Annotated in this window: 22 protein-coding genes and 1 tRNA gene; 12 read left to right on the top strand and 11 right to left on the bottom strand. The window is 64.9% G+C overall.

The features are described from left to right. Positions 1–105: 105 nt before the first annotated feature. The 4 genes from E4K64_RS24290 (at position 106) to E4K64_RS24305 (ending at position 3,440) form a co-directional block, all read left to right on the top strand. Positions 106–594, top strand: a complete 489-nt coding sequence (locus E4K64_RS24290; protein ID WP_135165756.1) for a tellurite resistance TerB family protein — start codon at positions 106–108, stop codon at positions 592–594. A 220-nt stretch (positions 595–814) separates the two neighbouring features. Then, a complete protein-coding gene (locus E4K64_RS24295) occupies positions 815–1,594 on the top strand; it encodes an SDR family NAD(P)-dependent oxidoreductase (protein ID WP_135165798.1) in 780 nt (259 codons plus the stop codon). Positions 1,595–1,719: 125 nt separating this feature from the next. Beyond that, a complete protein-coding gene (locus tag E4K64_RS24300; protein WP_135165757.1) occupies positions 1,720–2,514 on the top strand; it encodes a glutamine amidotransferase in 795 nt (264 codons plus the stop codon). A 113-nt stretch (positions 2,515–2,627) separates the two neighbouring features. Then, positions 2,628–3,440: an enoyl-CoA hydratase gene (locus E4K64_RS24305; protein ID WP_135165758.1), complete on the top strand. Its 813-nt coding sequence runs from the start codon at positions 2,628–2,630 to the stop codon at positions 3,438–3,440. A 102-nt stretch (positions 3,441–3,542) separates the two neighbouring features. Here E4K64_RS24305 and E4K64_RS24310 read toward each other — a convergent pair. Further along, positions 3,543–3,618: transfer RNA gene (locus tag E4K64_RS24310), tRNA-Ala, on the bottom strand. Positions 3,619–3,835: 217 nt separating this feature from the next. Here E4K64_RS24310 and E4K64_RS24315 point away from each other — a divergent pair. The 3 genes from E4K64_RS24315 to folD are packed head-to-tail and all read left to right on the top strand — an operon-like array spanning position 3,836 to position 5,380. Further along, entirely contained in the window at positions 3,836–4,126 is a 291-nt protein-coding gene (locus E4K64_RS24315; RefSeq protein ID WP_135165759.1) for a YggT family protein, read from the top strand. A 15-nt stretch (positions 4,127–4,141) separates the two neighbouring features. Continuing rightward, a complete protein-coding gene (locus E4K64_RS24320) occupies positions 4,142–4,486 on the top strand; it encodes a DUF167 domain-containing protein (protein WP_126256794.1) in 345 nt (114 codons plus the stop codon). Positions 4,487–4,495: 9 nt separating this feature from the next. Then, a complete protein-coding gene (gene folD, locus E4K64_RS24325) occupies positions 4,496–5,380 on the top strand; it encodes a bifunctional methylenetetrahydrofolate dehydrogenase/methenyltetrahydrofolate cyclohydrolase FolD (protein ID WP_135165760.1) in 885 nt (294 codons plus the stop codon). A gap of 149 nt (positions 5,381–5,529) precedes the next feature. Here folD and ppa read toward each other — a convergent pair whose 3' ends face one another. Together ppa and E4K64_RS24340 are read right to left on the bottom strand one after the other, a co-directional pair. After that, on the bottom strand, positions 5,530–6,072 hold the full coding sequence (gene ppa / locus E4K64_RS24335) for an inorganic diphosphatase (RefSeq protein WP_135165761.1): 543 nt from the start codon (positions 6,070–6,072) through the stop codon (positions 5,530–5,532). A gap of 177 nt (positions 6,073–6,249) precedes the next feature. Next, positions 6,250–6,759 carry a GNAT family N-acetyltransferase gene (locus E4K64_RS24340; RefSeq protein ID WP_126256791.1) on the bottom strand — a complete coding sequence of 170 codons (510 nt, stop codon included), beginning with the start codon at positions 6,757–6,759 and terminating at the stop codon, positions 6,250–6,252. A 266-nt stretch (positions 6,760–7,025) separates the two neighbouring features. Between E4K64_RS24340 and E4K64_RS24345 the strand changes: the two genes are divergently transcribed. The 4 genes from E4K64_RS24345 to E4K64_RS24360 are packed head-to-tail and all read left to right on the top strand — an operon-like array spanning position 7,026 to position 10,127. After that, entirely contained in the window at positions 7,026–7,925 is a 900-nt protein-coding gene (locus E4K64_RS24345) for an alpha/beta hydrolase family protein (protein WP_135165762.1), read from the top strand. Further along, a complete protein-coding gene (locus tag E4K64_RS24350; RefSeq protein WP_135165763.1) occupies positions 7,922–8,392 on the top strand; it encodes a DUF2269 family protein in 471 nt (156 codons plus the stop codon). The genes E4K64_RS24345 and E4K64_RS24350 overlap by 4 nt, the downstream gene beginning before the upstream one ends. 8 nt (positions 8,393–8,400) lie before the next feature. Then, complete coding sequence (locus E4K64_RS24355) at positions 8,401–9,720, top strand: SDR family oxidoreductase (RefSeq protein ID WP_135165764.1); 1,320 nt, start codon at positions 8,401–8,403, stop codon at positions 9,718–9,720. Continuing rightward, the gene (locus E4K64_RS24360) at positions 9,720–10,127 is read left to right on the top strand and encodes a thiol-disulfide oxidoreductase DCC family protein (RefSeq protein WP_135165765.1); all 408 of its coding nucleotides are present in this window, start codon (positions 9,720–9,722) and stop codon (positions 10,125–10,127) included. Before E4K64_RS24355 ends, E4K64_RS24360 begins: the two co-directional genes overlap by 1 nt. A gap of 179 nt (positions 10,128–10,306) precedes the next feature. Here E4K64_RS24360 and E4K64_RS24365 read toward each other — a convergent pair whose 3' ends face one another. The 7 genes from E4K64_RS24365 to E4K64_RS24395 all read right to left on the bottom strand — a co-directional run bounded on the left by E4K64_RS24365 (position 10,307) and on the right by E4K64_RS24395 (position 17,559). Then, positions 10,307–11,551 (bottom strand): flavin monoamine oxidase family protein, encoded by a 1,245-nt coding sequence (locus tag E4K64_RS24365; protein WP_135165766.1) that lies wholly within the window; start codon positions 11,549–11,551, stop codon positions 10,307–10,309. 174 nt (positions 11,552–11,725) lie between these two features. Next, on the bottom strand, positions 11,726–13,552 hold the full coding sequence (gene typA, locus E4K64_RS24370; protein WP_126256785.1) for a translational GTPase TypA: 1,827 nt from the start codon (positions 13,550–13,552) through the stop codon (positions 11,726–11,728). 237 nt (positions 13,553–13,789) lie between these two features. Beyond that, on the bottom strand, positions 13,790–14,071 hold the full coding sequence (locus tag E4K64_RS24375; protein WP_135165767.1) for a hypothetical protein: 282 nt from the start codon (positions 14,069–14,071) through the stop codon (positions 13,790–13,792). Continuing rightward, positions 14,068–14,286: a DUF308 domain-containing protein gene (locus tag E4K64_RS24380; RefSeq protein ID WP_135165768.1), complete on the bottom strand. Its 219-nt coding sequence runs from the start codon at positions 14,284–14,286 to the stop codon at positions 14,068–14,070. Before E4K64_RS24380 ends, E4K64_RS24375 begins: the two co-directional genes overlap by 4 nt. After that, the gene (locus E4K64_RS24385; RefSeq protein WP_135165769.1) at positions 14,283–15,728 is read right to left on the bottom strand and encodes a radical SAM protein; all 1,446 of its coding nucleotides are present in this window, start codon (positions 15,726–15,728) and stop codon (positions 14,283–14,285) included. The genes E4K64_RS24380 and E4K64_RS24385 overlap by 4 nt, the downstream gene beginning before the upstream one ends. Continuing rightward, the gene (locus tag E4K64_RS24390) at positions 15,709–16,425 is read right to left on the bottom strand and encodes a prolipoprotein diacylglyceryl transferase (protein WP_135165770.1); all 717 of its coding nucleotides are present in this window, start codon (positions 16,423–16,425) and stop codon (positions 15,709–15,711) included. The genes E4K64_RS24385 and E4K64_RS24390 overlap by 20 nt, the downstream gene beginning before the upstream one ends. Positions 16,426–16,794: 369 nt before the next feature. Next, positions 16,795–17,559, bottom strand: a complete 765-nt coding sequence (locus E4K64_RS24395; RefSeq protein ID WP_135165771.1) for a Crp/Fnr family transcriptional regulator — start codon at positions 17,557–17,559, stop codon at positions 16,795–16,797. A 174-nt stretch (positions 17,560–17,733) separates the two neighbouring features. On the opposite strand from E4K64_RS24395, the gene E4K64_RS24400 reads away from it, so the two are divergent. Continuing rightward, complete coding sequence (locus tag E4K64_RS24400) at positions 17,734–18,117, top strand: response regulator (protein WP_135165772.1); 384 nt, start codon at positions 17,734–17,736, stop codon at positions 18,115–18,117. A gap of 34 nt (positions 18,118–18,151) precedes the next feature. On the opposite strand, the gene E4K64_RS24405 is transcribed toward E4K64_RS24400, so the two are convergent. Further along, positions 18,152–19,693, bottom strand: coding sequence for an alkaline phosphatase D family protein (locus E4K64_RS24405; RefSeq protein WP_135165773.1), 1,542 nt, complete (start codon positions 19,691–19,693; stop codon positions 18,152–18,154). Between the last annotated feature and the right edge of the window lie 58 nt (positions 19,694–19,751).

Genomic DNA, 19,751 nt, shown 5'->3' on the forward strand with positions numbered 1-19,751 from the left:
GCGGCGCGGGGAACTGACGCACGTTGCGCCGGTTGAGTTTCCTGCTCATATAATGCTGGTAACAGCTGCGCTCCTCGCGGCTGCATCGATTTCGGTAGGACCTTTATGCTCGACGGCTTGCGCCAATTCATCGCCGACATTGTCGCCCCCCATGACCAGAACCGCACCTTCGGTGACAGCGATTATCGGTTGGCGGCGACCGCGCTGCTGGTCCACGTGGTCTCGCTGGACGGCCAGCCGACGGCCGCCGAGCGGCGCAAGCTGCACAGCCTGATCGAAAGCCATTTTGGGCTCGATCAAGGCACGGCCGATCGCCTGATCGCGGACGCCACCGAGGTCGAGGGCGAGGCGGTGGACCTCTATCACTTCACCAGCATCATCATGCGCTCGCTCGACGAAGAGGGTCGCAAGCGCATCGTCCGGATGATGTGGGAGCTGGTCTATGCCGACGGCCAGGTCAGCGAGTTCGAGGACAATGTCGTCTGGCGCGCCTCCGATCTGCTCGGGATTTCCCAGCGGGACCGGATCGAGCTGAAGCATATTGTGGCCGAGCGCGCCGCTAGCCAGGTGAAGGATGGTGCCGTCGGTGGCTGACCTCTCTCGCCTGGTGGATTGCCTCCCACGCGAGCCACATGACGAAACTTTAATGTAACCCCGGCTCTTGGCGGATTCGCCTGCAAAATACCTGTCCTTCCTGCTCCCCTGTCGCCCGCTCAAGCCGCCATTCCGCCAGCGCCGCTTGCCTGTCGCGCACGGCTTATGCTCTCGTTCAGCCATTGCGGGGCCAAGGACTTCAATTCAAGAGACTTCGATCGTGACTGAGCGGGTAACGTTGATCACCGGTGCCTCGGCGGGCATAGGCACGGAGCTGGCGCGCGTATTTGCCGCCAACGGACATCGCCTGGCATTGACGGCGCGGCGCGCGGATCGGTTGGAGGCGCTCGCGAGCGAGCTAGCTGCCAAGGGCGGCAAGAGGCCGATCGTGATCGCCTGCGATCTCGAGGACCCCGCCGCCGGCGAGACCATCGCGGCGGCGCTCGCCGCCGAAGGCGTTGAGCTCGACCACCTCGTCAACAATGCCGGCTTTGGCGTGTTCGGCGATGCCATCGAGCGCGATCGCGACGAGCAGATCGGGATCGTCGATGTCAACGTGCGGGCCCTGACGGATCTGTCGCTGCGCTTTGCCGATCAGTTGATCAGGAACAAGGGCGGTCTTCTCAATGTGGGCTCGGTCGCGGGCTTCCTGCCCGGCCCCGGCATGGCGGTCTATTATGCCTCCAAGGCCTACGTGATTTCCTTCACGGAAGCGCTGCGGGCGGAGCTCGCGCCGCGCGGCGTTCGCGTCACCGTGCTTTGCCCGGGCCCCGTGCCCACCGAATTCCAGGCGCGCGCCGGCGTCGGGTCCCAACACGATACGGCCCTTCTCAATGTTTCAGCCGCCGATGTCGCGCAGGAAGCGTACCGTGGCCTGATGGCCAACAAACGGGCAGTGCTGCCCGGTCTCGGCATCAAGATTGTGCCGCTTGCGCTGCGCTTTTTCCCGCGCGGCTTCATCCTGGCCGCGACGAGCCGGTTCCAGAGGCGCAGGAATTAGAGAAATCCTGGCGCTTCCGTAGTGGCCCGGAGCTTGCTTCACTTTCGATGTGTGCGCGAACTCACACGATGTTAACCATCGCTTAGCTATGCTGGCGGTCTGAACCGATAGCACTCGCAGAGGCCATGTCGTTCCGGACGGACAGGTTTGGTGGCGCAGAATTGGTGCCCTTCCGAAAGAAGGCGCCGAGCACTGCCGCCTCCGAAAGCCAATTGCCGGTCTTGATCGTCCTGCATCAGGAATGCTCGACCCCGGGCCGTGTCGGCAATGCGCTCCGCGCGCTTGGCCACTCCTTGGACATTCGCCGTCCCCGCTTCGGCGATCCGCTGCCGGAGACGCTCGACGAACATGCCGGCGCCGTATTCTTCGGCGGCCCGATGAGCGCCAACGATCCCGACGATTACATCCGGCGCGAGATCGACTGGCTCGAAATTCCGTTGCGCGAACAGCGGCCGTTCCTCGGCATCTGCCTTGGCGCCCAGATGCTCGCGATGCAGCTCGGTGCCCGCGTCGCGCCGCATGCCGATGCGCTGACCCAGATCGGCTACTACCCGATCCGTCCGACCGCCGCGGGCCGCGCGCTCTGCCCGGCCTGGCCGGCTCAGGTCTATCACTGGCATCGCGAGGGATTCGAGCTGCCTGCCGGCGCCGAGCTGCTTGCAGAGGGCGACGATTTTCCGGTGCAGGCGTTCCGCGCCGGCAATGCCTTCGGCGTGCAGTTCCACCCCGATGTGACCTACGCGATGATGCATCGCTGGACCACGCGCGGCTATGACGGCTTCAGCGCGCCCGGTGCGCGGCAGCGGCACCATCATTTTGCGGATCGTGCCGTCTACGATGCCGCAGAGCGCGCCTGGCTCGATCACTTTATCAATGTCTGGCTGGAGCGGCGGCCGGTGCTGGCCCAAGCCGCCGAGTAACCCGCGCCTTTCGCGCAGGCTCTTGGCGCAAGTCCTCGCGCCGTCCCCCGATATGCTAGGCTCTCCGCCAACGAGCGCGCACCAATGCGTGCCGGCAGACAAGGGAGAGCGTCATGGCCTACGAGCACATTCTCTATGAGGTGAGCGACAAGATCGCGACCATCACGCTCAATCGCCCCGATCGCATGAATGCGTGGACGCCGACCATGGAGCGCGACGTGCGTCATGCGATGGACGCGTCAAGCGCCGACGACGATGTCCGCGTCATCATCCTCACCGGCGCGGGCCGCGCGTTTTGCGCCGGCGCCGACATGGATGCGTTGAAGGGGCTCGACCCTGATGACGTCAGGCGCGCCTCGAACCTGCCGCCCTTCGACATGAACCGCCGTCCGGACTGGCAGACGCGCTACGGCTATTATCCGTCGATCAGGAAGCCGGTCATCGCCATGCTCAACGGCGCCACCGCGGGTATCGGCCTCGTCCACGCGCTCTATTGCGATCTGCGCTTTGCCGCCGACAATACGGTGTTCACCACAGCCTTCGCGCGGCGCGGTCTGATCGCCGAGCACGGCATCAGCTGGATGCTGCCGCGCATCGTCGGTCATGCCAATGCGATGGATCTGCTGCTTTCGGCGCGGCGCGTGTCGAGCGAGGAAGCCTTTCGGATCGGCCTGGTCAACCGGCTCTGCTCGCCTGAAAAGCTGCGCGAGGAGACCTACGCCTATGCCCGCGATCTCGCCGATTTCGTCTCGCCGAGTGCGATGGCCGTGATCAAGCGCCAGCTCTACGAGGTGCCGTTCCAGACCCTGGCCGAGGCAACGATCGAAGCCAACCGGGAGATGATGGTGGCGCTGGCTGGCAGCGATTTCCGGGAGGGGGTGGCGAGCTTCATGGAAAAGCGGCCGCCGAGGTTTACGGGGAGGTAGGGGGATTTCGGAGAGAGCCCGGCTTCGCCTTTCGGGCTACGCCGCGGCAGCCTTCGCTACGAAAGGGCTTGCCGAGCCGAAGCAGGCGTAGCCTGCGAAGGCTGGTGGAGCCAGGCGGGATCGAACCGCCGACCTCGTCATTGCGAACGACGCGCTCTCCCAGCTGAGCTATGGCCCCTTTGCTGGCCGCTCTGGTAAACGCGGCCGACAACCGGGCGCCATTTAAGTCCCCGCCAAGGTCAAGTCAAGGACGGGTGTCACCCGGTTTTAGCCATTCGGGGCGCGACTTCCCTTGTTTGGGCGGGGGGGAACCGATATCTAGCAAAGGCGTCAATCCGACCGCAGCCAGAGTTTCCAAAAGCCAGAGTCTTCAAAAGCCAGAGTTCTGAAAAATCATGCGTGCCGTTCTCGACATCGTCATCATCGTGCTCGACCTCTACGTCTGGCTGCTGATCGCCTCCGCGATCCTGTCCTGGCTGATCGCCTTCAACGTCGTGAACACCCGCAACCAGTTCGTGTCGGCGGTGGCGGAGTTCCTGTACCGGATCACCGAGCCGGTGCTGGCGCCGATTCGCAATCTCCTGCCCAGCCTCGGCGGCCTCGACATCTCGCCGATCATCCTGATTCTGATCATCATGTTCATCGAGCGGGTGATCCTGTACTACATCTACCCCAACGTGATCTGAGCGGGCTGGAGCGCCTTGGTTGCCCGAGAAGCCGGCAAGGAGCCTTGGCGTTACGCGGCCGCAGGAATCAGCATCGCATTGCGGGTGACGCCGCGCGGCGGCCGCGACGACATCGACGGGATCGAGCAGCTGGCCGATGGCCGCAGCGTGCTCAAGGTGCGGGTGCGCGCCATCGCCGATGGCGGCGAGGCCAACAAGGCCGTCCTGGTCCTGTTGGCGAAATCGCTCGGCGTTCCCAAGGCCAGCGTGAGGCTGCTGTCCGGAGCGACCTCGCGGCTGAAGCAGATCGCGGTCGACGGCGATCCGGCACGGCTGGGCGAAGCCCTGCGCCAGCTCGTCTCAGCCAAATCGACAGATTGAGGAACTGACATGACTGCCAAGATCATCGATGGAAAAGTCATCGCCGCGGAGCTTCGGGCCCGCGTCGCCGACGAGGTCGCCCGGGTCAAGCGCGAGCACAATCTGGTGCCGGGCCTTGCGGTGGTTCTGGTCGGCAACGATCCCGCCAGCGAGGTCTATGTCCGCTCCAAGCACACCCAGACCCAGGCCGCCGGCATGGCCTCCTTCGAGCACAAGCTGCCGGCCGACGTCTCGCAAGCAGACCTCCTGGCGCTGGTCGCAAAGCTCAACCGCGATCCGGCGGTGCATGGCATTCTGGTGCAGCTGCCGCTGCCGAAGGGGCTGAACACGGAAGCCGTCATCAACGCCATCGACCCCGCCAAGGACGTCGACGGCCTGCATCCGAACAATGCCGGCCGGCTCGCCGGCGGCTTCCAGGCGCTGTCGCCGTGCACGCCGCTCGGCTGCATCATCCTGACCAAAAGCGTGCACGCTTCGCTGGAAGGCATGAACGCGATCGTCATCGGCCGCTCCAATCTGGTCGGTCGTCCGCTGGTGCAATTGCTGCTGAACGAGAACGCCACGGTGACGATCGCGCATTCGCGCTCGCGCGATCTGCCCGGGCTGGTGAAGCAGGCCGATCTCGTCTATGCCGCGGTCGGCAGGCCCGAGATGGTGCGCGGCGACTGGCTGAAGCCGGGCGCGACCGTGATCGATGTCGGCATCAATCGCATCCCGAAGGAGGACGGCAAGACGCGCCTCGTCGGCGACGTCGCCTATCAGGAAGCGCTCGAGGTGGCCGGCGCGATCACGCCGGTGCCGGGCGGCGTCGGTCAGATGACGGTGGCCTGCCTGCTGGTGAATACACTGCGCGCGGCCTGCGCGATCGCGGGGCTGCCGAAGCCGGCGGTGTAGGCTTTCTTCACCTCGCCCCGCTTGCGGGGAGAGGTCGATCGCGAAGCGATCGGGTGAGGGGGACTCTCCGCGCGTTCAACTCTCACCGTCCTCGCGGAGACTCCCCCTCACCCCAACCCTCTCCCCGCAAGCGGGGCGAGGGAGCTGACTCAGCCCTTCTTCTTCTTCTTCTTCTCGCGGTCCATGCCTTCGAGGATCAGCTTGTGCGCGTCCTCCGGGCCGCCCCAGCGCAGGATCTTCACCCATTTGCCCTTCTCGAGATCCTTGTAGTGCTCGAAGAAGTGCTGGATCTGCTGCAGCGTGATGTCGGGCAGGTCGGAGTACGACTTCACCTTGTCGTAGCGCTGCGTGAGCTTCGACGACGGCACCGCCAGAATCTTCTCGTCGCCGCCGGCTTCGTCCTCCATGAACAACACGCCGACCGGGCGCACGCTCATGACGGCGCCGGGAATGATGGCGCGGGTGTTGACGATCAGGACGTCGCAGGGGTCGCCGTCATCCGACAGAGTGTGCGGGATAAAGCCGTAGTTACCGGGGTAACGCATCGGCGTGTAAAGGAAGCGATCGACCACCAGCGTGCCGGCCTCCTTGTCCATCTCGTATTTGATCGGTTCGCCGCCCACGGGGACCTCGATGATGACATTGACGTCGTGGGGGACGTTCTTTCCGATCGAGACCGCATCAATACGCATTCAAGGCTCCGTTGTTGCCGAGGATAAATCGCGCCCGGCAGCGATTTTGGCGCTGTCATACGCGGGCTTGGCCCGCTGATCCATCGCGCTCTTGTGAAATAATGAATCCGGAAATCACCGGCTCAAAGGCAACGGTATCGACGGACGGGAAACGCTGCCGCTTCTGCTTTCAGCAGCTCAATTGGTCCAAGCGAAGGCAACCTTGTCGAGCGCCTTCGGCCCGAAACGCTCCGACGAGCGCGCCACCATACGGCCCCCGAGCGCCCGGTAAAACTCGGTCGCCGGATCGTTGTCCGAGAGCGCCCACACCACCATGCTCTTCAGCCCGCTTTGCATCAGGTCGCGGCGGGCGGCCGCGAACAGGCGACGGCCGAAGCCGAGGCCCTGGAATTCCGGGCGCAGATAAATCTCGTAGATCTCGCCGTCGAAATGCAGGCTGCGAGCGCGGTTGCGACCGTAATTCGCGTAACCCGCGATCTTGTCGCCGAACACCAGCACGCTGACGCGGCTGCCCTTGCGGATCGCACTGTCCCACCATTGCGGGCCGCGGCGGTTGATCAGCTTTTCCAGCTCGGCGCCGGGAATGATGCCCTGATAGGCGGAGCGCCAGGCTTCGTCATGAGTGGACGCCACCGCAGTTGCATCTGCAGCTTTGGCCGGCCGGACCTCGATCAGGGTTGTGCTCATGGACACAATCAAACCAAGTCGCCGCCTCGGCGGCAAGACCTATCGTTAATTATCGGTTAACGTGTGGACTTTGTGCATCAGTATCTTGGCCCTGTTGTGCCGAAAAAAGACAAGACGCCGACTCAAAGGGCATCGGCATGCCGTGCGTCGGTGCAAAACTCGTTCTGCGCCAATGAATGAACGACAATGGCAGCGCAAAAAGTCCGCCCAGGGTGATTCGTTCCGACTAGTGTGGCGGTCGCTTTCCGTGTCGCCCTCGGCCATTCATGCGGCTCCTCAACATCATCGCGCTCCTGCCTCTGCTGGCCTTGCTGACTGCGCCGCCTCTGTGCGCTCAGGTCACGTTTGGCCCGTCGGGCGAAGAGGGCGAGCCGCTTCGCCGACAGAAATGGCTTTTGCCATCGCTGGATACCGGCATTGCCGCCCATGCCGTGCTGTATCGCCCCGCCGGCGCAGGTCCGTTCCCGCTTGCGGTCATCGCGCACGCCTCGACGCAGAATGGCTTGCGTCGTGCGCAAATGCCGCAGCCGGAATACCGTCCGCTTGCCGCCTATCTCGTCGCGCGCGGTTATGCCGTGCTGGTGCCGGAGCGGCTCGGCCATGGTGCGACCGGCGGCCGCTATGTCGAGGATCAGGGCGGATGTGACGAGGCCGATTACGCGCGTTCGGGCCGTGCAACGGCCGAGCAAATCCGGCTCGCGCTGGATCATTTGCGAAAGCAGGATTTCATTCGCAAGGAGGCCGCCATCGTGATCGGCCATTCCGCCGGCGGCTGGGGCGCGCTGGCGCTTGCCAGTGCCGATCCGAAGACGATCTCCGCCATCGCAGCGTTTGCGCCGGGGCGCGGCGGCCATGCCAATGATGAGCCGAACCGGATCTGCGCACCCCATACGCTTCTTGCTGCCGCAGCGGAGTTCGGCACGGGCGCGCGTATCCCCGTCACATGGCTCGTTGCGGGCAATGACAGCTACTTCGCGCCGGCATTTTCGAAGAGCCTGGCTGACGCGTTTCGCAGGGGCGGCGGCAAGACCGACTTTCGCACCTTGCCGGCGCTCGGCAGCGAGGGGCATTGGTCGATCGAGAGCGAGGCCGGTGTCAAAGCCGCGAGCGGCGATCTTGCGCGGGCGCTGAACCCGGGAGAGCCAAAGGCGACCAAGAAGCCATGACGCCGTATGTCCTGGTCAAATTTCTGCATGTGCTCGGCGCCATCGTCATCCTCGGCACAGGCAGCGGCATCGCTTTCTTCATGCTGATGGCGCATCGCACCAACGACGTGGCGTTCATCGCGCGCACTGCCTCGGTGGTGGTGGTCGCGGATACGATCTTCACGCTGTCGGCCGTGCTCCTCCAGCCGGTCACGGGCGGCCTGCTGATGATGCTCTCGGCGACGCCGATCACGGAGCACTGGCTGCTCGCCTCGCTCGCCCTTTACGCCGTCGCTGGCCTGTTCTGGGTCCCTGTCGTGTTCATGCAGATCGAGATGCGGGATCTTGCGCGCCAGGCTGCCGCCGATCAGCGCAATGCGCTGCCGCAGCGCTATTTCGTGCTGTTCCGGCGCTGGTTCGCATTCGGCTTCCCCGGCTTCGGCGCGACGATGCTCATTCTCTGGCTGATGATCGCAAAACCGTTCTGAGGATTCCGATGAATCAGCGAACCATTTTGGTGCTCGGCGCCTCCGGCCTGATCGGCCGCTTCGTCACCGATGATCTGCGTATGCGGGGATTCCGCGTGGTCGGCGTGGCGCGCTGCCTGTCGCCGGCACAGAGGATGAGCATGCTCGACATCGAGCTGCCCATCCTGTCGCTCGATGCTGCGGCTCTGGCGCGGTTCCTGCGCGAACATGCCGTCGATGTCGTCGTGAACTGCCTCGGCGTGCTCCAGGACGGCCCCGGCAGCGACACCGGTGCCGTGCATCGCGATTTCGTCGCGCGGCTGCTTCAGGCGATCGGCGACAGCGGTGGTGCGATCCGCCTGGCGCACATCTCAATTCCTGGGACCGCGGAGGCCGACCGCACCGCGTTTGCGACGACCAAGCGTGAGGCCGAGCGGCTGATCGCGGCGTCCGGGATTCCCCATGCAATCTTGCGGCCCGGCTTCGTCATCGCGCCTGCAGCCTATGGCGGCAGCGCCATGCTCCGCGCGCTCGCGGCCTTCCCGCTCGACCTCCCGGACAAGGAAATGGCAACGCCGTTCCAGCCCGTCGCGGTGGAGGACATTGCCGCCACCATCGCCTGGCTTGCCACGCGTGACATCGACGATGTCTCGATGAAAGCGGTAAGCTGGGATCTGATGCAATCCGAGCCGGTCACGATGGCCGAGGTCATCAAACAGTTCCGGCATGCGTTCGGGACGTCCGGCTGGCCGCGCATCGCGATGCCTGCGGCGCTGCTCGATCTCGGCGCCAGGATCGGCGATCTCGCCAGCTATCTCGGCTGGATGCCGCCGATGCGCTCCACCGCCATCGCCGAACTGCGCCGTGGCGTGCGAGGCGATCCCTCAGCCTGGATGACCGCCACCGGTATCACGCCAAAGACGCTTGCCGGGACGATCGGCCGCCATCCCGCCACCATCCAGGACAAATGGTTCGCGCGCCTGTTCCTGGTCAAAGCCCTGATCCTCGCGAGCCTGGTCGCGTTCTGGCTCGTCTCCGGCTTCATCGCGCTGTTCGTGTCCTATCGCGCCGCCGCCGGTATCCTGACCGCGCACAATTTTCCGCCGGCCCTGGTCGATCCCATCACTGTCGGTACCAGCCTGATGGACATGAGCATCGGCGTGCTGATCGCCTTCCGCCGCACCGCGGCGATCGGACTCGTCGCGGGCATCGTCGCTTCGCTCGGCTATATGGCCGGCGCGGCGGTCCTGACGCCCGATCTCTGGATCGAGCCGCTCGGCGCGCTGGTCAAGACCGGTCCGGCGATCGTACTGATGCTGGTCGGCCTGCTGATGCTGGATAACCGCTGATGAGCAAATGGCCGGACGATGACGTGATCCTGTTCGACGGCGTCTGCATCTTCTGCTCGCGCTGGGTCCGCTTCGTGGCCAAGCGCGACACCGGGTGGCGGTTTCGCTTCACGCCGATCCAGTCGGGCTATGGCGCCCGGCTCGCACGCACATTCGGCATCGACCCCGCTGATCCCGACACCAACGCGGTCGTCCACGGCGGCGAAGTGTTCATGAAGTCCGACGCCGCACTGACGGTGCTGTCGCAGCTTCCTGGCTGGAGCTGGGTGCGGGTGCTCTTCGCGGTGCCGAAGCCGCTGCGCGACTTCGCCTACAGCCTCGTCGCGCGCAACCGCTATCGCATCTTCGGCAAGTACGATGCGTGCTTCGTCCCTGATGCTGATTTGCGCGCGCGGGTGATCGAGTAACGCGACAGCGGCGCCACAAGATTGGTGTCGTCCCGGCGAACGCCGGGACCCATAACCACAGGACGGAGTTTGGCGAAGACTGGAAGTTAAGGATCAATCCGCGGTACGCGCACCACGCGTGACTGAAAGATCACGCGGTATGGGTCCCGGCGTTCGCCGGGACGACATGGTGGGGAGGCTTAGCGCTTGCCGATCGCCGTCAGCACTTCCCCCGCCGCCCGCTCCCCGCTGTCCCGCGCGCCATGCGCCGTCGTGAAGAAGGTCGGCGACGTCGCCTCGCCGGCAAAGAACAGCCGTCCGTCCACCGGCGCGGCCAGCACAGCACGGTCGCCGGCGTGGCCGGGCAGGGCGTGCGAATACGAGCCGCGCGCGAACGGATCGCGCGCCCAGCGCGACTCGTAGAGCGGCTTCAGCTTGCGCCTGATATCGTTGCCGAGAAAACCCACGATCTCGCTGATGGCTTGCGCGGCAATGGCACCATCGCCGGAATCCTCCAGCGCGCGGGCAAAGCTGCCGCCGAAAAAGCCTTCGATGCAGGGCTGGCCGAACGGGCGGATGTGGTAGGTGCCCATCTCGGTGCGCATGGTGGCGCCGCGCAGATTGGCTTCCTTCGGAAAGGCTTCGGCGTCCTCGAGCGCCAGCGTCACCTTGTCGTCGACGCCGAGCGGCAGGCCGGCTGCTGCGTCGACCTTGGACGGCAACGGCGGTGAAAAGCGGATCGTCTCGTCGGCGATCAGATTGGTCGGCACGGTGACGATCGCCTTGTCCGCGGTCAGCGTGCCCCGCGATGTCTCGATGCGGATGCGCTTGCCGGAATGATCGATCAGGGTGACGTTGCAATTCAGGGCCACCGGGCAGGGCGCGCCATAGGCCGAAACAAGCGCGCCATAGCCGCGGCGGACGCGCCAGTTCAGGTCCGTGTCCTCATAGGCGTCCCAGTCCAGCGTGGACATGTCCTTCAGCTCGCAGCCGTTGACGTAGGTCGAGATCGCGTCGATCATCGGGTTCCAGCGATTGCCCACTTCAAGGCTCAGGCTCGCGGGCTCGTCCTTGCTCTTCTGCGCGGCCTGCCAGAGGCGCTCGTAAAATGCGTCCATCGCGCGCATGAAATCGTCGCGCTCGCTTGGCGGAAACGCGTTGCCATAGGCGCGCTCGCGCCAGGGCGGCAGGTCCTTGTTGAGCTCGAAGCCAAGCTGCTTTGCGATCGCGACGAAGGAGTTCTTGTCGGCGGAGTGCAGCCAGCCGCAGCCGACGTCGAAGGTGACCTCGGGCGAGGCCTGCACCGTCCAGGCCCGGCCGCCAAGCCTGTCACGGGCCTCCAGCACGATCGCCGAGAGGCCGGAGCCCGCCAGCGCATGCGCCGCGCCGAGGCCGGCGGCACCGGCGCCGATGATCGCGACGTCGACGGAGGAGGCGAGGGACATGGCTGGGCTCTAGCACGTTCGGGATACGCGCTAAAGGCATCACACACTAGGTGTCATCACCCGCGAAAGCGGGTGATCCAATATTCCAGAGGCAGTCGTGATAGGGCCGAGAGAGCGCGGCGTACTGGATGCCCCGGTCAAGCCGGGGCATGACAGTGAGTGAGAACGGCGGTCCTACGCCACCGCTTCCTTGGCCTTTTCCGCGCGCTTGCGCTCGTTCGGATCGAGGTGCTTCTTGCGCAGGCGGATCGACTTCGGGGTGACCTCGACGAGCTCGTCGTCCTCGATATAGGCGAGCGCCTTCTCGAGCGTCATGCGGATCGGCGGGGTCAGGCGCACGGCTTCGTCCTTCGAGGTCGTGCGGATGTTGGTGAGCTGCTTGCCCTTGAGCACGTTGATCTCGAGATCGTTGTCGCGGGTGTGCTCGCCGACGATCATGCCTTTGTAGACCTTCCAGCCCGGCTCGATCATCATCGGGCCGCGATCTTCCAGCTTGAACATGGCGTAAGCCACCGCTTCGCCCTGGTCGTTGGAGATCAGCACGCCGTTGCGGCGGCCCTGGATCTCGCCCTTGTACGGCGCGTAGCCGTGGAACAGGCGGTTCATGATCGCGGTGCCGCGGGTATCGGTGAGCAATTCGCCCTGGTAACCGATCAGGCCGCGGGTCGGCGCGTAGAACACCAGGCGCTGACGGTTGCCGCCCGATGGCTTCATCTCGATCAGCTCGGACTTGCGCTCGCTCATCTTCTGCACGACGACGCCGGAATGCTCCTCATCGACGTCGATCACGACCTCCTCGATCGGCTCCAGGGTGGCGCCGGTGGCCTCGTCCTTCTGGAACACGACGCGCGGGCGCGACACCGAGAGCTCGAAGCCCTCGCGGCGCATGGTCTCGATCAGGATCGCGAGCTGCAATTCGCCGCGGCCCGAGACTTCCATCGCGTCCTTGTCCGCGGCCTCGACCACGCGCAGCGCGACATTGCCTTCGGCCTCGCGCAGCAGACGGTCGCGGATCATGCGGCTCGTCACCTTGTCGCCTTCGGTGCCGGCGAGCGGGGAGTTGTTGACGATGAAGGACATCGACACGGTCGGCGGATCGATCGGCTGCGCCGGCAGCGGCACCTCGACGGTCGGATCGCAGAAGGTGTCGGCGACGGTGCCCTTGGTCAGGCCGGCAATGGCGACGATGTCGCCGGCTTCGGCTTCATCGAGCGGCGTGCGCTCGAGGCCGCGGAAGGCCAGGATCTTGGTGATACGTCCGGACTCGACGAGCTTGCCCTCGGCGTTCAGCACCTTGACCTGCTGGTTCGGCTTGAGCACGCCGGACGAGATGCGGCCGGTGATAATGCGGCCGAGATAGGGATTGGCTTCCAGGATAGTGCCGATCATCCTGAACGGACCTTCCTCGACCGTCGGCGGCGCGACGTGGCGCAGGATCAGGTCGAACAGCGGCTCCATGCCCTTGTCCTTCGGACCCTCCGGGCTGTCGGCCATCCAGCCCTGCTTGGCCGACCCGTAAAGGATCGGGAAGTCGAGCTGCTCCTCGCTGGCATCGAGCGCCGCGAACAGGTCGAACACCTCGTTGATGACTTCGGTCGGGCGCGCGTCGGGGCGGTCGACCTTGTTGATGACGACGATCGGCTTCAGGCCGACCTTGAGCGCCTTGGAGACCACGAACTTGGTCTGCGGCAGCGGGCCTTCGGCGGCGTCGACCAGCACCAGGGCGCCATCCACCATGTTCAGGATGCGCTCGACCTCGCCGCCGAAATCGGCGTGGCCGGGGGTGTCGACGATGTTGATGCGGGTGTCTTTCCACTGCACCGAGGCCGCCTTGGCCAGAATGGTGATGCCGCGCTCGCGCTCCAGGTCGTTGGAGTCCATGGCGCGATCCGTCACCTTCTGGTTCTCGCGGAACGTGCCGGACTGCTGGAGGAGTTTGTCGACCAGGGTCGTCTTGCCGTGGTCGACGTGGGCGATGATGGCGACGTTACGAAGATTCATGAGTGAGCTTCTTTGCGGTCGAACAATGGGTTAAGCGCGATCTCGCCGGTCAGACCGGGACCTCTTCTCGAAACAACGCTGGAAGACTGGAAACGGGCGCTTTCCGCCCAAAAAGGAAGCCCGGCCATCTGGACCGGGCACCCTACGCGTTGCGGCGCAATATATGCAAAAACCGCCAAAAAACAATGCGTTCTTTGGGCCTTGGTTGACTGAATTTTGCCCGGGAATCTCCGGGGCTTAGCTATCGTTCCGGGCCGGCGGGGCCTTTCGCCCCATGATGGCCGCCCAGATCATGACGACGCCTCCGATGCCGATGACCAGTCCCAAAAAGACCAGCGAGGCGATATCGGAAGGGATCCGGCCACCGTCGACCACCGACATTCCGCCGAACAGGAGCGCGCAGAGCCCCGGCAGCAGCATGAAGATCCCAGCGATCGCCATCAGCGCGGTCGCGCAGCCGCTGCGCTGGTGCTGGTTCTGCGCAGGCACTTCCGGTGGGGTGCGGCTGGAATCGCTCATGATCTCTTTCTCGCGGCTCTGATCAGCATGACCCCGGCGAATGCCGTCAGCAATCCGAGGATGAGGACGGGCATGAAGCGGCTGTCGAAATGTGAGTCGATGGCGAAAATCAGGGCGCAGAAACCGGGCAGCAACAGGAGCACCCCGAACATGACCATGAAAGCCGTGGCGCATCCGCTCCGTGGCTGCGGCCCGGGAGAGGGCGTGTCGCTCATCGCGGCACCTCCTCGCGCCGGCTGGCCTCCCGATAGGTTTCGCCGGCCAGCGCCGCGCGGATGCCGTCGATCTTGCCGTTGCGGTAGAACAGATTGTAGGTGTCGAACGGAATGATCGCGCCCTGCTCGGTCACGAAATGGATGCAGCTGCGTTTGACGTTGCCGACGCAGAAATTGAAGCGATCGAGGAATTGCACGATGGTGACGCGGAACACGTTCTCGTAGGACAGCCCTTCCGGCACCTGAAAGCTCGGCAGGCAGCACAGCAATTCGCAGACCCGTTCCGACGTGTTGAGCGGACCCGACGACAGCGAGAACAGATCGACGAATTTCTCCCGCAGCATCGGATATTTTTCCGGGCTGATCGTGTTGGGCATCACCGCAACCAGCTGCTCCTGCGGGATCAGCGAGGTCAGCGGCAGCACCTTCTCGCCGTTGCGCAGGCCGTAGCCGATCGAGATGCTTTCGGGATTGCAGGGCAGCGGGATCATGTCCTTGTCGCCGAACACGCCGGTCTCGATCACGCGCTTGCGGATCTCCGACAGCATGATGCGGTCGGTCTTCCCGTCGAAATTCTCGTTGCGGCCGGCGTCCTGCACCGGCTGCAGCGTGACGCCGCGCACGCATTTCCAGGTGAGCGCGTGGCGGACGATGTCGCCGATCTCGGCATCGTTGACGCCGCGCTTGATGGTCGCGACCAGCGTGGTCGACACGCCGTAATGCTCGAGATTTTCCAGCGCCTGCTGACGGATCCTGCGCAAATCCGCGCCGCGCAGATCGATCAGCGCGTCGCGCTGCAGCGAATCGAACTGGAGATAGACCTCCAGCCCGCGCTTGTTCTCGGCCAGCCGCGCCACGAAATCCTTTTCGCGCGCGATGCGCAGGCCGTTGGTGTTGATCATGACGTGGCGGATCGGACGGGCGCGCACCGCGTCCAGGATCTTGAAGAAATCCGGATGCAGCGTCGGCTCGCCGCCGGAGATCTGCACGAGATCGGGCTCGCCCTCGCTTGCGACCAGCGCGTCCAGCATCTTCTCGATGGTTGCGAGCGGGGTGAATTTCGTTCTTGCCGGTGAGGATTCCGCGAAGCAGACCGGGCAGGTCAGGTTGCAGTGCTCGGTGATCTCGATCAGCGCCAGGCAGGAATGCTGCTCATGATCGGAGCAGAGCCCGCAATCATAGGGGCAGCCGAATTCGGTGCGCTGCTGGAATTGCAGCGGCCGGTCGCCGGGCTTGATGAAGTCCTTGCACAAGCGCCAATAGGCGGCATCGGTAGACACCAGCGTGGACTGGACGCCGTGCTCCTTGCAGCGCTTTTCGTACCAGACCTCGTTGTCCAGGATCTGGATCTTGGCCGGCACCAGCTTCAGGCAGGTTTCGCAGAGAGATTGGGTCTGGCCCCAGAAGATATAGGGACGCGACTTACGCAACGGCGCGTTCATGCAGGGGTCTCGCTTTGGGCGCCGTCGCCAGCATGACGCCGGCGTAGAGCAGGATGGACAGCGACAGCAGGTGAAACAGGGTGAAGGGGCCGATCAGCGTGCCGTAAGGCTTGAGGAATTCCCACAGGAAGCGTTGCGCGCCATAATAGGCAAGCGCCAGGTAGAAACCATTGGTGATCACAAACGCGTTCCGGTTCAAGACCGCCAGCACATAGACGAGCGCGAACACGGCCATGGCCGCGCTCTCGTAGAGCTGGACGGGATGGCGCAGAACGCCGTCGCCGAAATCATGGCCGAAAGGCAGCGTGGTCGGCGTGCCATAGGTGAAGTCGTCGAGGCCCGCGAAATAGCAGCCGAGCCGGCCGATCGCGATGCCGACGGCCAGCGGCAGCGCGAACCGCGCGCCGGTGCGGAAGCTGATGCCGGCCGTCCATTTGTAGAGCTCGATCGCCACGATGCCGCCGGCCAGCGCGCCCTCGACCGAGCGCGCGATGCCGCTCTGACCCGACAGCCACAGATTGGCGGAGCCGAACAGGTAGGCGCCGAGGCCCGCCCCGAACACCAGCGCGGCGATGTAGGGCAGCGCGAAGGATTGCGCCGGAAACCGCAAACCCTGTCGCGCCAGCCCGTAGGCGGCCGCGGCCGCCCCCAGCCACGCCAAGACGTCGAAGACGGTGTGAAGCAAAGCCCCGCTCATGCCGGGCAGAGTATAGCACGCCCACGATCAGAAAAGCGCGCGCGCATGCTTGTGCCCTCTCCCCTTGCGGGACAGGGCGATCGCATATGATGTGCAGGACGCGGCGGCATCGGCGGTGGGCTCCCTCCCCCGCTTGCGGGGCGCGACGAGCTTCGCTCGCGCTGAGAGGGTTGGGGAGAGGGTGTCTCCGCGCAGGGATTATTGAGAATTATTAAGGACGTCCCTGCGCGGCGAGAGCCCTCACCCGCCGCGCTCTGCGAGCGCGTCGGCCTCTCCCGCAAGCGGGAGAGGCGGAGCAAGCCTGCAGACACTTCCCGTGTCATTCATATGCGATTGCCCTGCTTGGGAGGGCATCGAAGCAGGGGCTCGCTACCCCGCCTCCCGCTCCTCGGTCGGGTAGACGCCGCGCAGCACCTCTTCGAAGTGCATCTTCACCGCGTCGTTGCACAGGCAGGCGCGAAGCCTCAGGCCGTCGCGGCTGCGGACCAGGATCGATCCGCGCCGCGTGTCGAGGATCCGTTCTGCCTTGAACGATTGAAGCACGCGGCTGGCATAGGAGCGGCCAACGCCGAGCAGCGTGGCGAGCTGCTCGTGGGTCAGCGGTACGCTGCTCTCGTCACCGGTCCGCTCCATCGCCGCCAGGATCCATTTGGCGGTCCGCTGCTCGATCGAATGGATCGCGTTGCAGGCGGTCGACTGGAAGATCTGCGCCAGCAGGCAATCGGCATAGCGGGCAAAGATGTTGCGCAGCGACGCCGAGCGCAGCTTGGCCGCCTCCAGCTTGGCGACATGAACGCGCGCGAACGGCCCGCCGAATTTCACGCAAATCCGGGTATAGGCCGGCAGGTATCCCTCGCTGACGATACCGCCCACCGCGCCTTCGCGGCCGACCAGAATGGTTTCGACGTCGCGGCCGTCCTCGTTGGGAACGAGAAAGGTCGCGAGCGCCGGTCCGCAGGGGAAGTGGACGACCTGGACGTCGTCGCCGGGATTGTAGAGCAACTGGCTGGCGGCGGCGTCTTCGAGGGAGATGTGTGGCGCCAGCAGCGCATAATCCGCCTGGCTCAAACGCCTCAGCAGATTGTTGGCCGGCCGGCTCTCCACCTCGGTCGTCTTGTTGAAGCGCGCATCCATCGTGAACTCCCTTCCTCCTCCGACCTTAGCGAGTTCCGTACCGTTCCTGCGTGCACAAGTGGACAGACTGGAGAACGGCAATGTGGTGGGTTTCGTTCCGGGAACCCACCGCGCTGCGCGCAGGCATCGTGTCGCGGGCAGTCCTGAGCCAACCCCCACGCCCCAGATCTGATCATGACACCCGTAGTTCCCGATGGCACAGGCTGGCCGGCCGACGTTCTGATTGTCGAAGACGACCCCATCATCGCGATCGATTTCGAGGATCGTCTGCTTGGATTCGGGGTGACAAGCGTGCGAACGGTCGGGTCGGTGGCTCAGGCGCTAGGCGCCATTGCGGAGCGTGCGCCCGACTTCGCGCTGCTCGATGTCGAGCTGATCCGCGAGACGAGCTTTGCGGTCGCCGAGCGGCTTCTCGCCCTGAAGATCCCGTTTGTGTTCGTCACCGGCTATGGTGCCGAAGCGCGCATTCCGCCGGAATTCTCCGGTCAGCCACGGTTGCAGAAGCCTTGTTCGAGCGATGCGCTGGAGGCGGCGCTGAAGCTGCGCACCGCCGATTAGACGCGTTTTCAGGCGAGAGAACGGGCTCTAGCCGTCAGCTCTGCTTCGGGTCGAGCGTGGTCGACCACAGCGCGACATCGGCGCGGTCGCGCAAGGTCACAATCATCTGGCCGGAGGCGCCGTCGATCTTGACGTGACCGAAGAACTGCATGCCTGCGGAGGGCGGCAGGTTCTGGCTGTTCTTGCCCGGCGCCTTGACGAAGAGCACCTCGGGTCCAAAGGTGTTGTCGAGCGCGGCCGGACCGAACGTGCCGGCATGCAGCGGGCCCGAAACGAATTCCCAGAACGGCTCGAACTCCTGGAATTGCGCCTTGTTCGGATCGTAATAATGCGCGGCGGCGTAGTGCACGTCGGCGGTCAGCCACACCGTGTTGCTGATCGGCGCCATCTTGATGAAGCGCAGGATGTCGGCAATCTCGAACTCGCGGCCGCGCACCGGACCATCGCCTTGCGCGACGGCCTCCGAGCCGCCTTTCGGCCCGTCTGATACGACGAGACTGAGCGGCATGTCGGAGGCGATCACCTTCCAGGTCGCGCGCGAATTGAGCAGGCCGCGCTTCAGCCAGGCGATCTGGTCCGGGCCGAGGAAATAGCTCGCGGGGCCGTATGCGGTTTCGAGATTGGGGCCGTTCGCGCCGCGATAGCTGCGCTCATCGAGCATGAACACGTCGAGATGGGGGCCGTAGGAGATCTGGCGATAGACCCGGCCAGGCTCATTGATGCTTTCGCGCAGCGGATACATCTCGTGGAAGGCGCGCGCGCCGCGCGCGGCGAGCAGCGCGATGTCGCGCTCCTTGTAGGCCGCCGGCAGCTCTTTCGAGGCCGACCAATTGTTGGTCACTTCGTGGTCGTCCCACTGCACGAAGATCGGCACCTCGGCATTGAAGGCGCGCAGATTGTCGTCGGTGAGATTGTATTTGTGCGCGGCGCGGTACTCGTCCAGCGTCTCGGCGACCTTGGCCTTCTCCGGGATGGTGACATTCTTCCAGATCTTGCCGTCGGCGAGCTTGACCTCGGATGCAATCGGGCCGTCGGCGTAGATGGTGTCGCCGGAATGCAGGAAGAAGTCCGGCCGGTGCTTGCGCATCGCCGAGAAGGTGAACATGCCGCCGTCGTCAGGGTTGATGCCCCAGCCCTGGCCGGCGACATCCCCGCCCCAGACGAAGCTGACGTCGCGGCGGTCGGCCGGCGCGGTGCGGAAACGGCCGACGACCGCCTCGCCCTCGACCGCGCTGTGCGAGAGATCGCGGAAGCGGACACGGTAAAAGATGTCCTGGCCGCCCGGCAGGTTCTCGATCAGCATCTTTGCGGTGAAGTCGCTCTCGGGGAGCGCCGCGATCGGCGGCAGCGCACGGGCATCCCTGAACGTATCGGTCGTCGCCACCTCGACCAGCATCTGCGCGGGCCGGTCGGTGCGCGCCCACACCACGCCGCCATCGACCGTGACGTCGCCCGATTGTACGCCGTGAGTGACCGGCGGCCGATCGGCCGCGCGCGAGAGATAAGGCATCGCGATGGTGCCGAGCGCACCCGCGCCGGTAGTAAGGAAGCGGCGGCGGGAGAATTTGATGTTCATGAAGCTGGCTCCGAACCCGAGCTCGCAGGAAGGCGCGTCATTCGGCGCAAGCTATATT

Source organism: Bradyrhizobium frederickii (assembly GCF_004570865.1).
GTDB lineage: Bacteria > Pseudomonadota > Alphaproteobacteria > Rhizobiales > Xanthobacteraceae > Bradyrhizobium > Bradyrhizobium frederickii.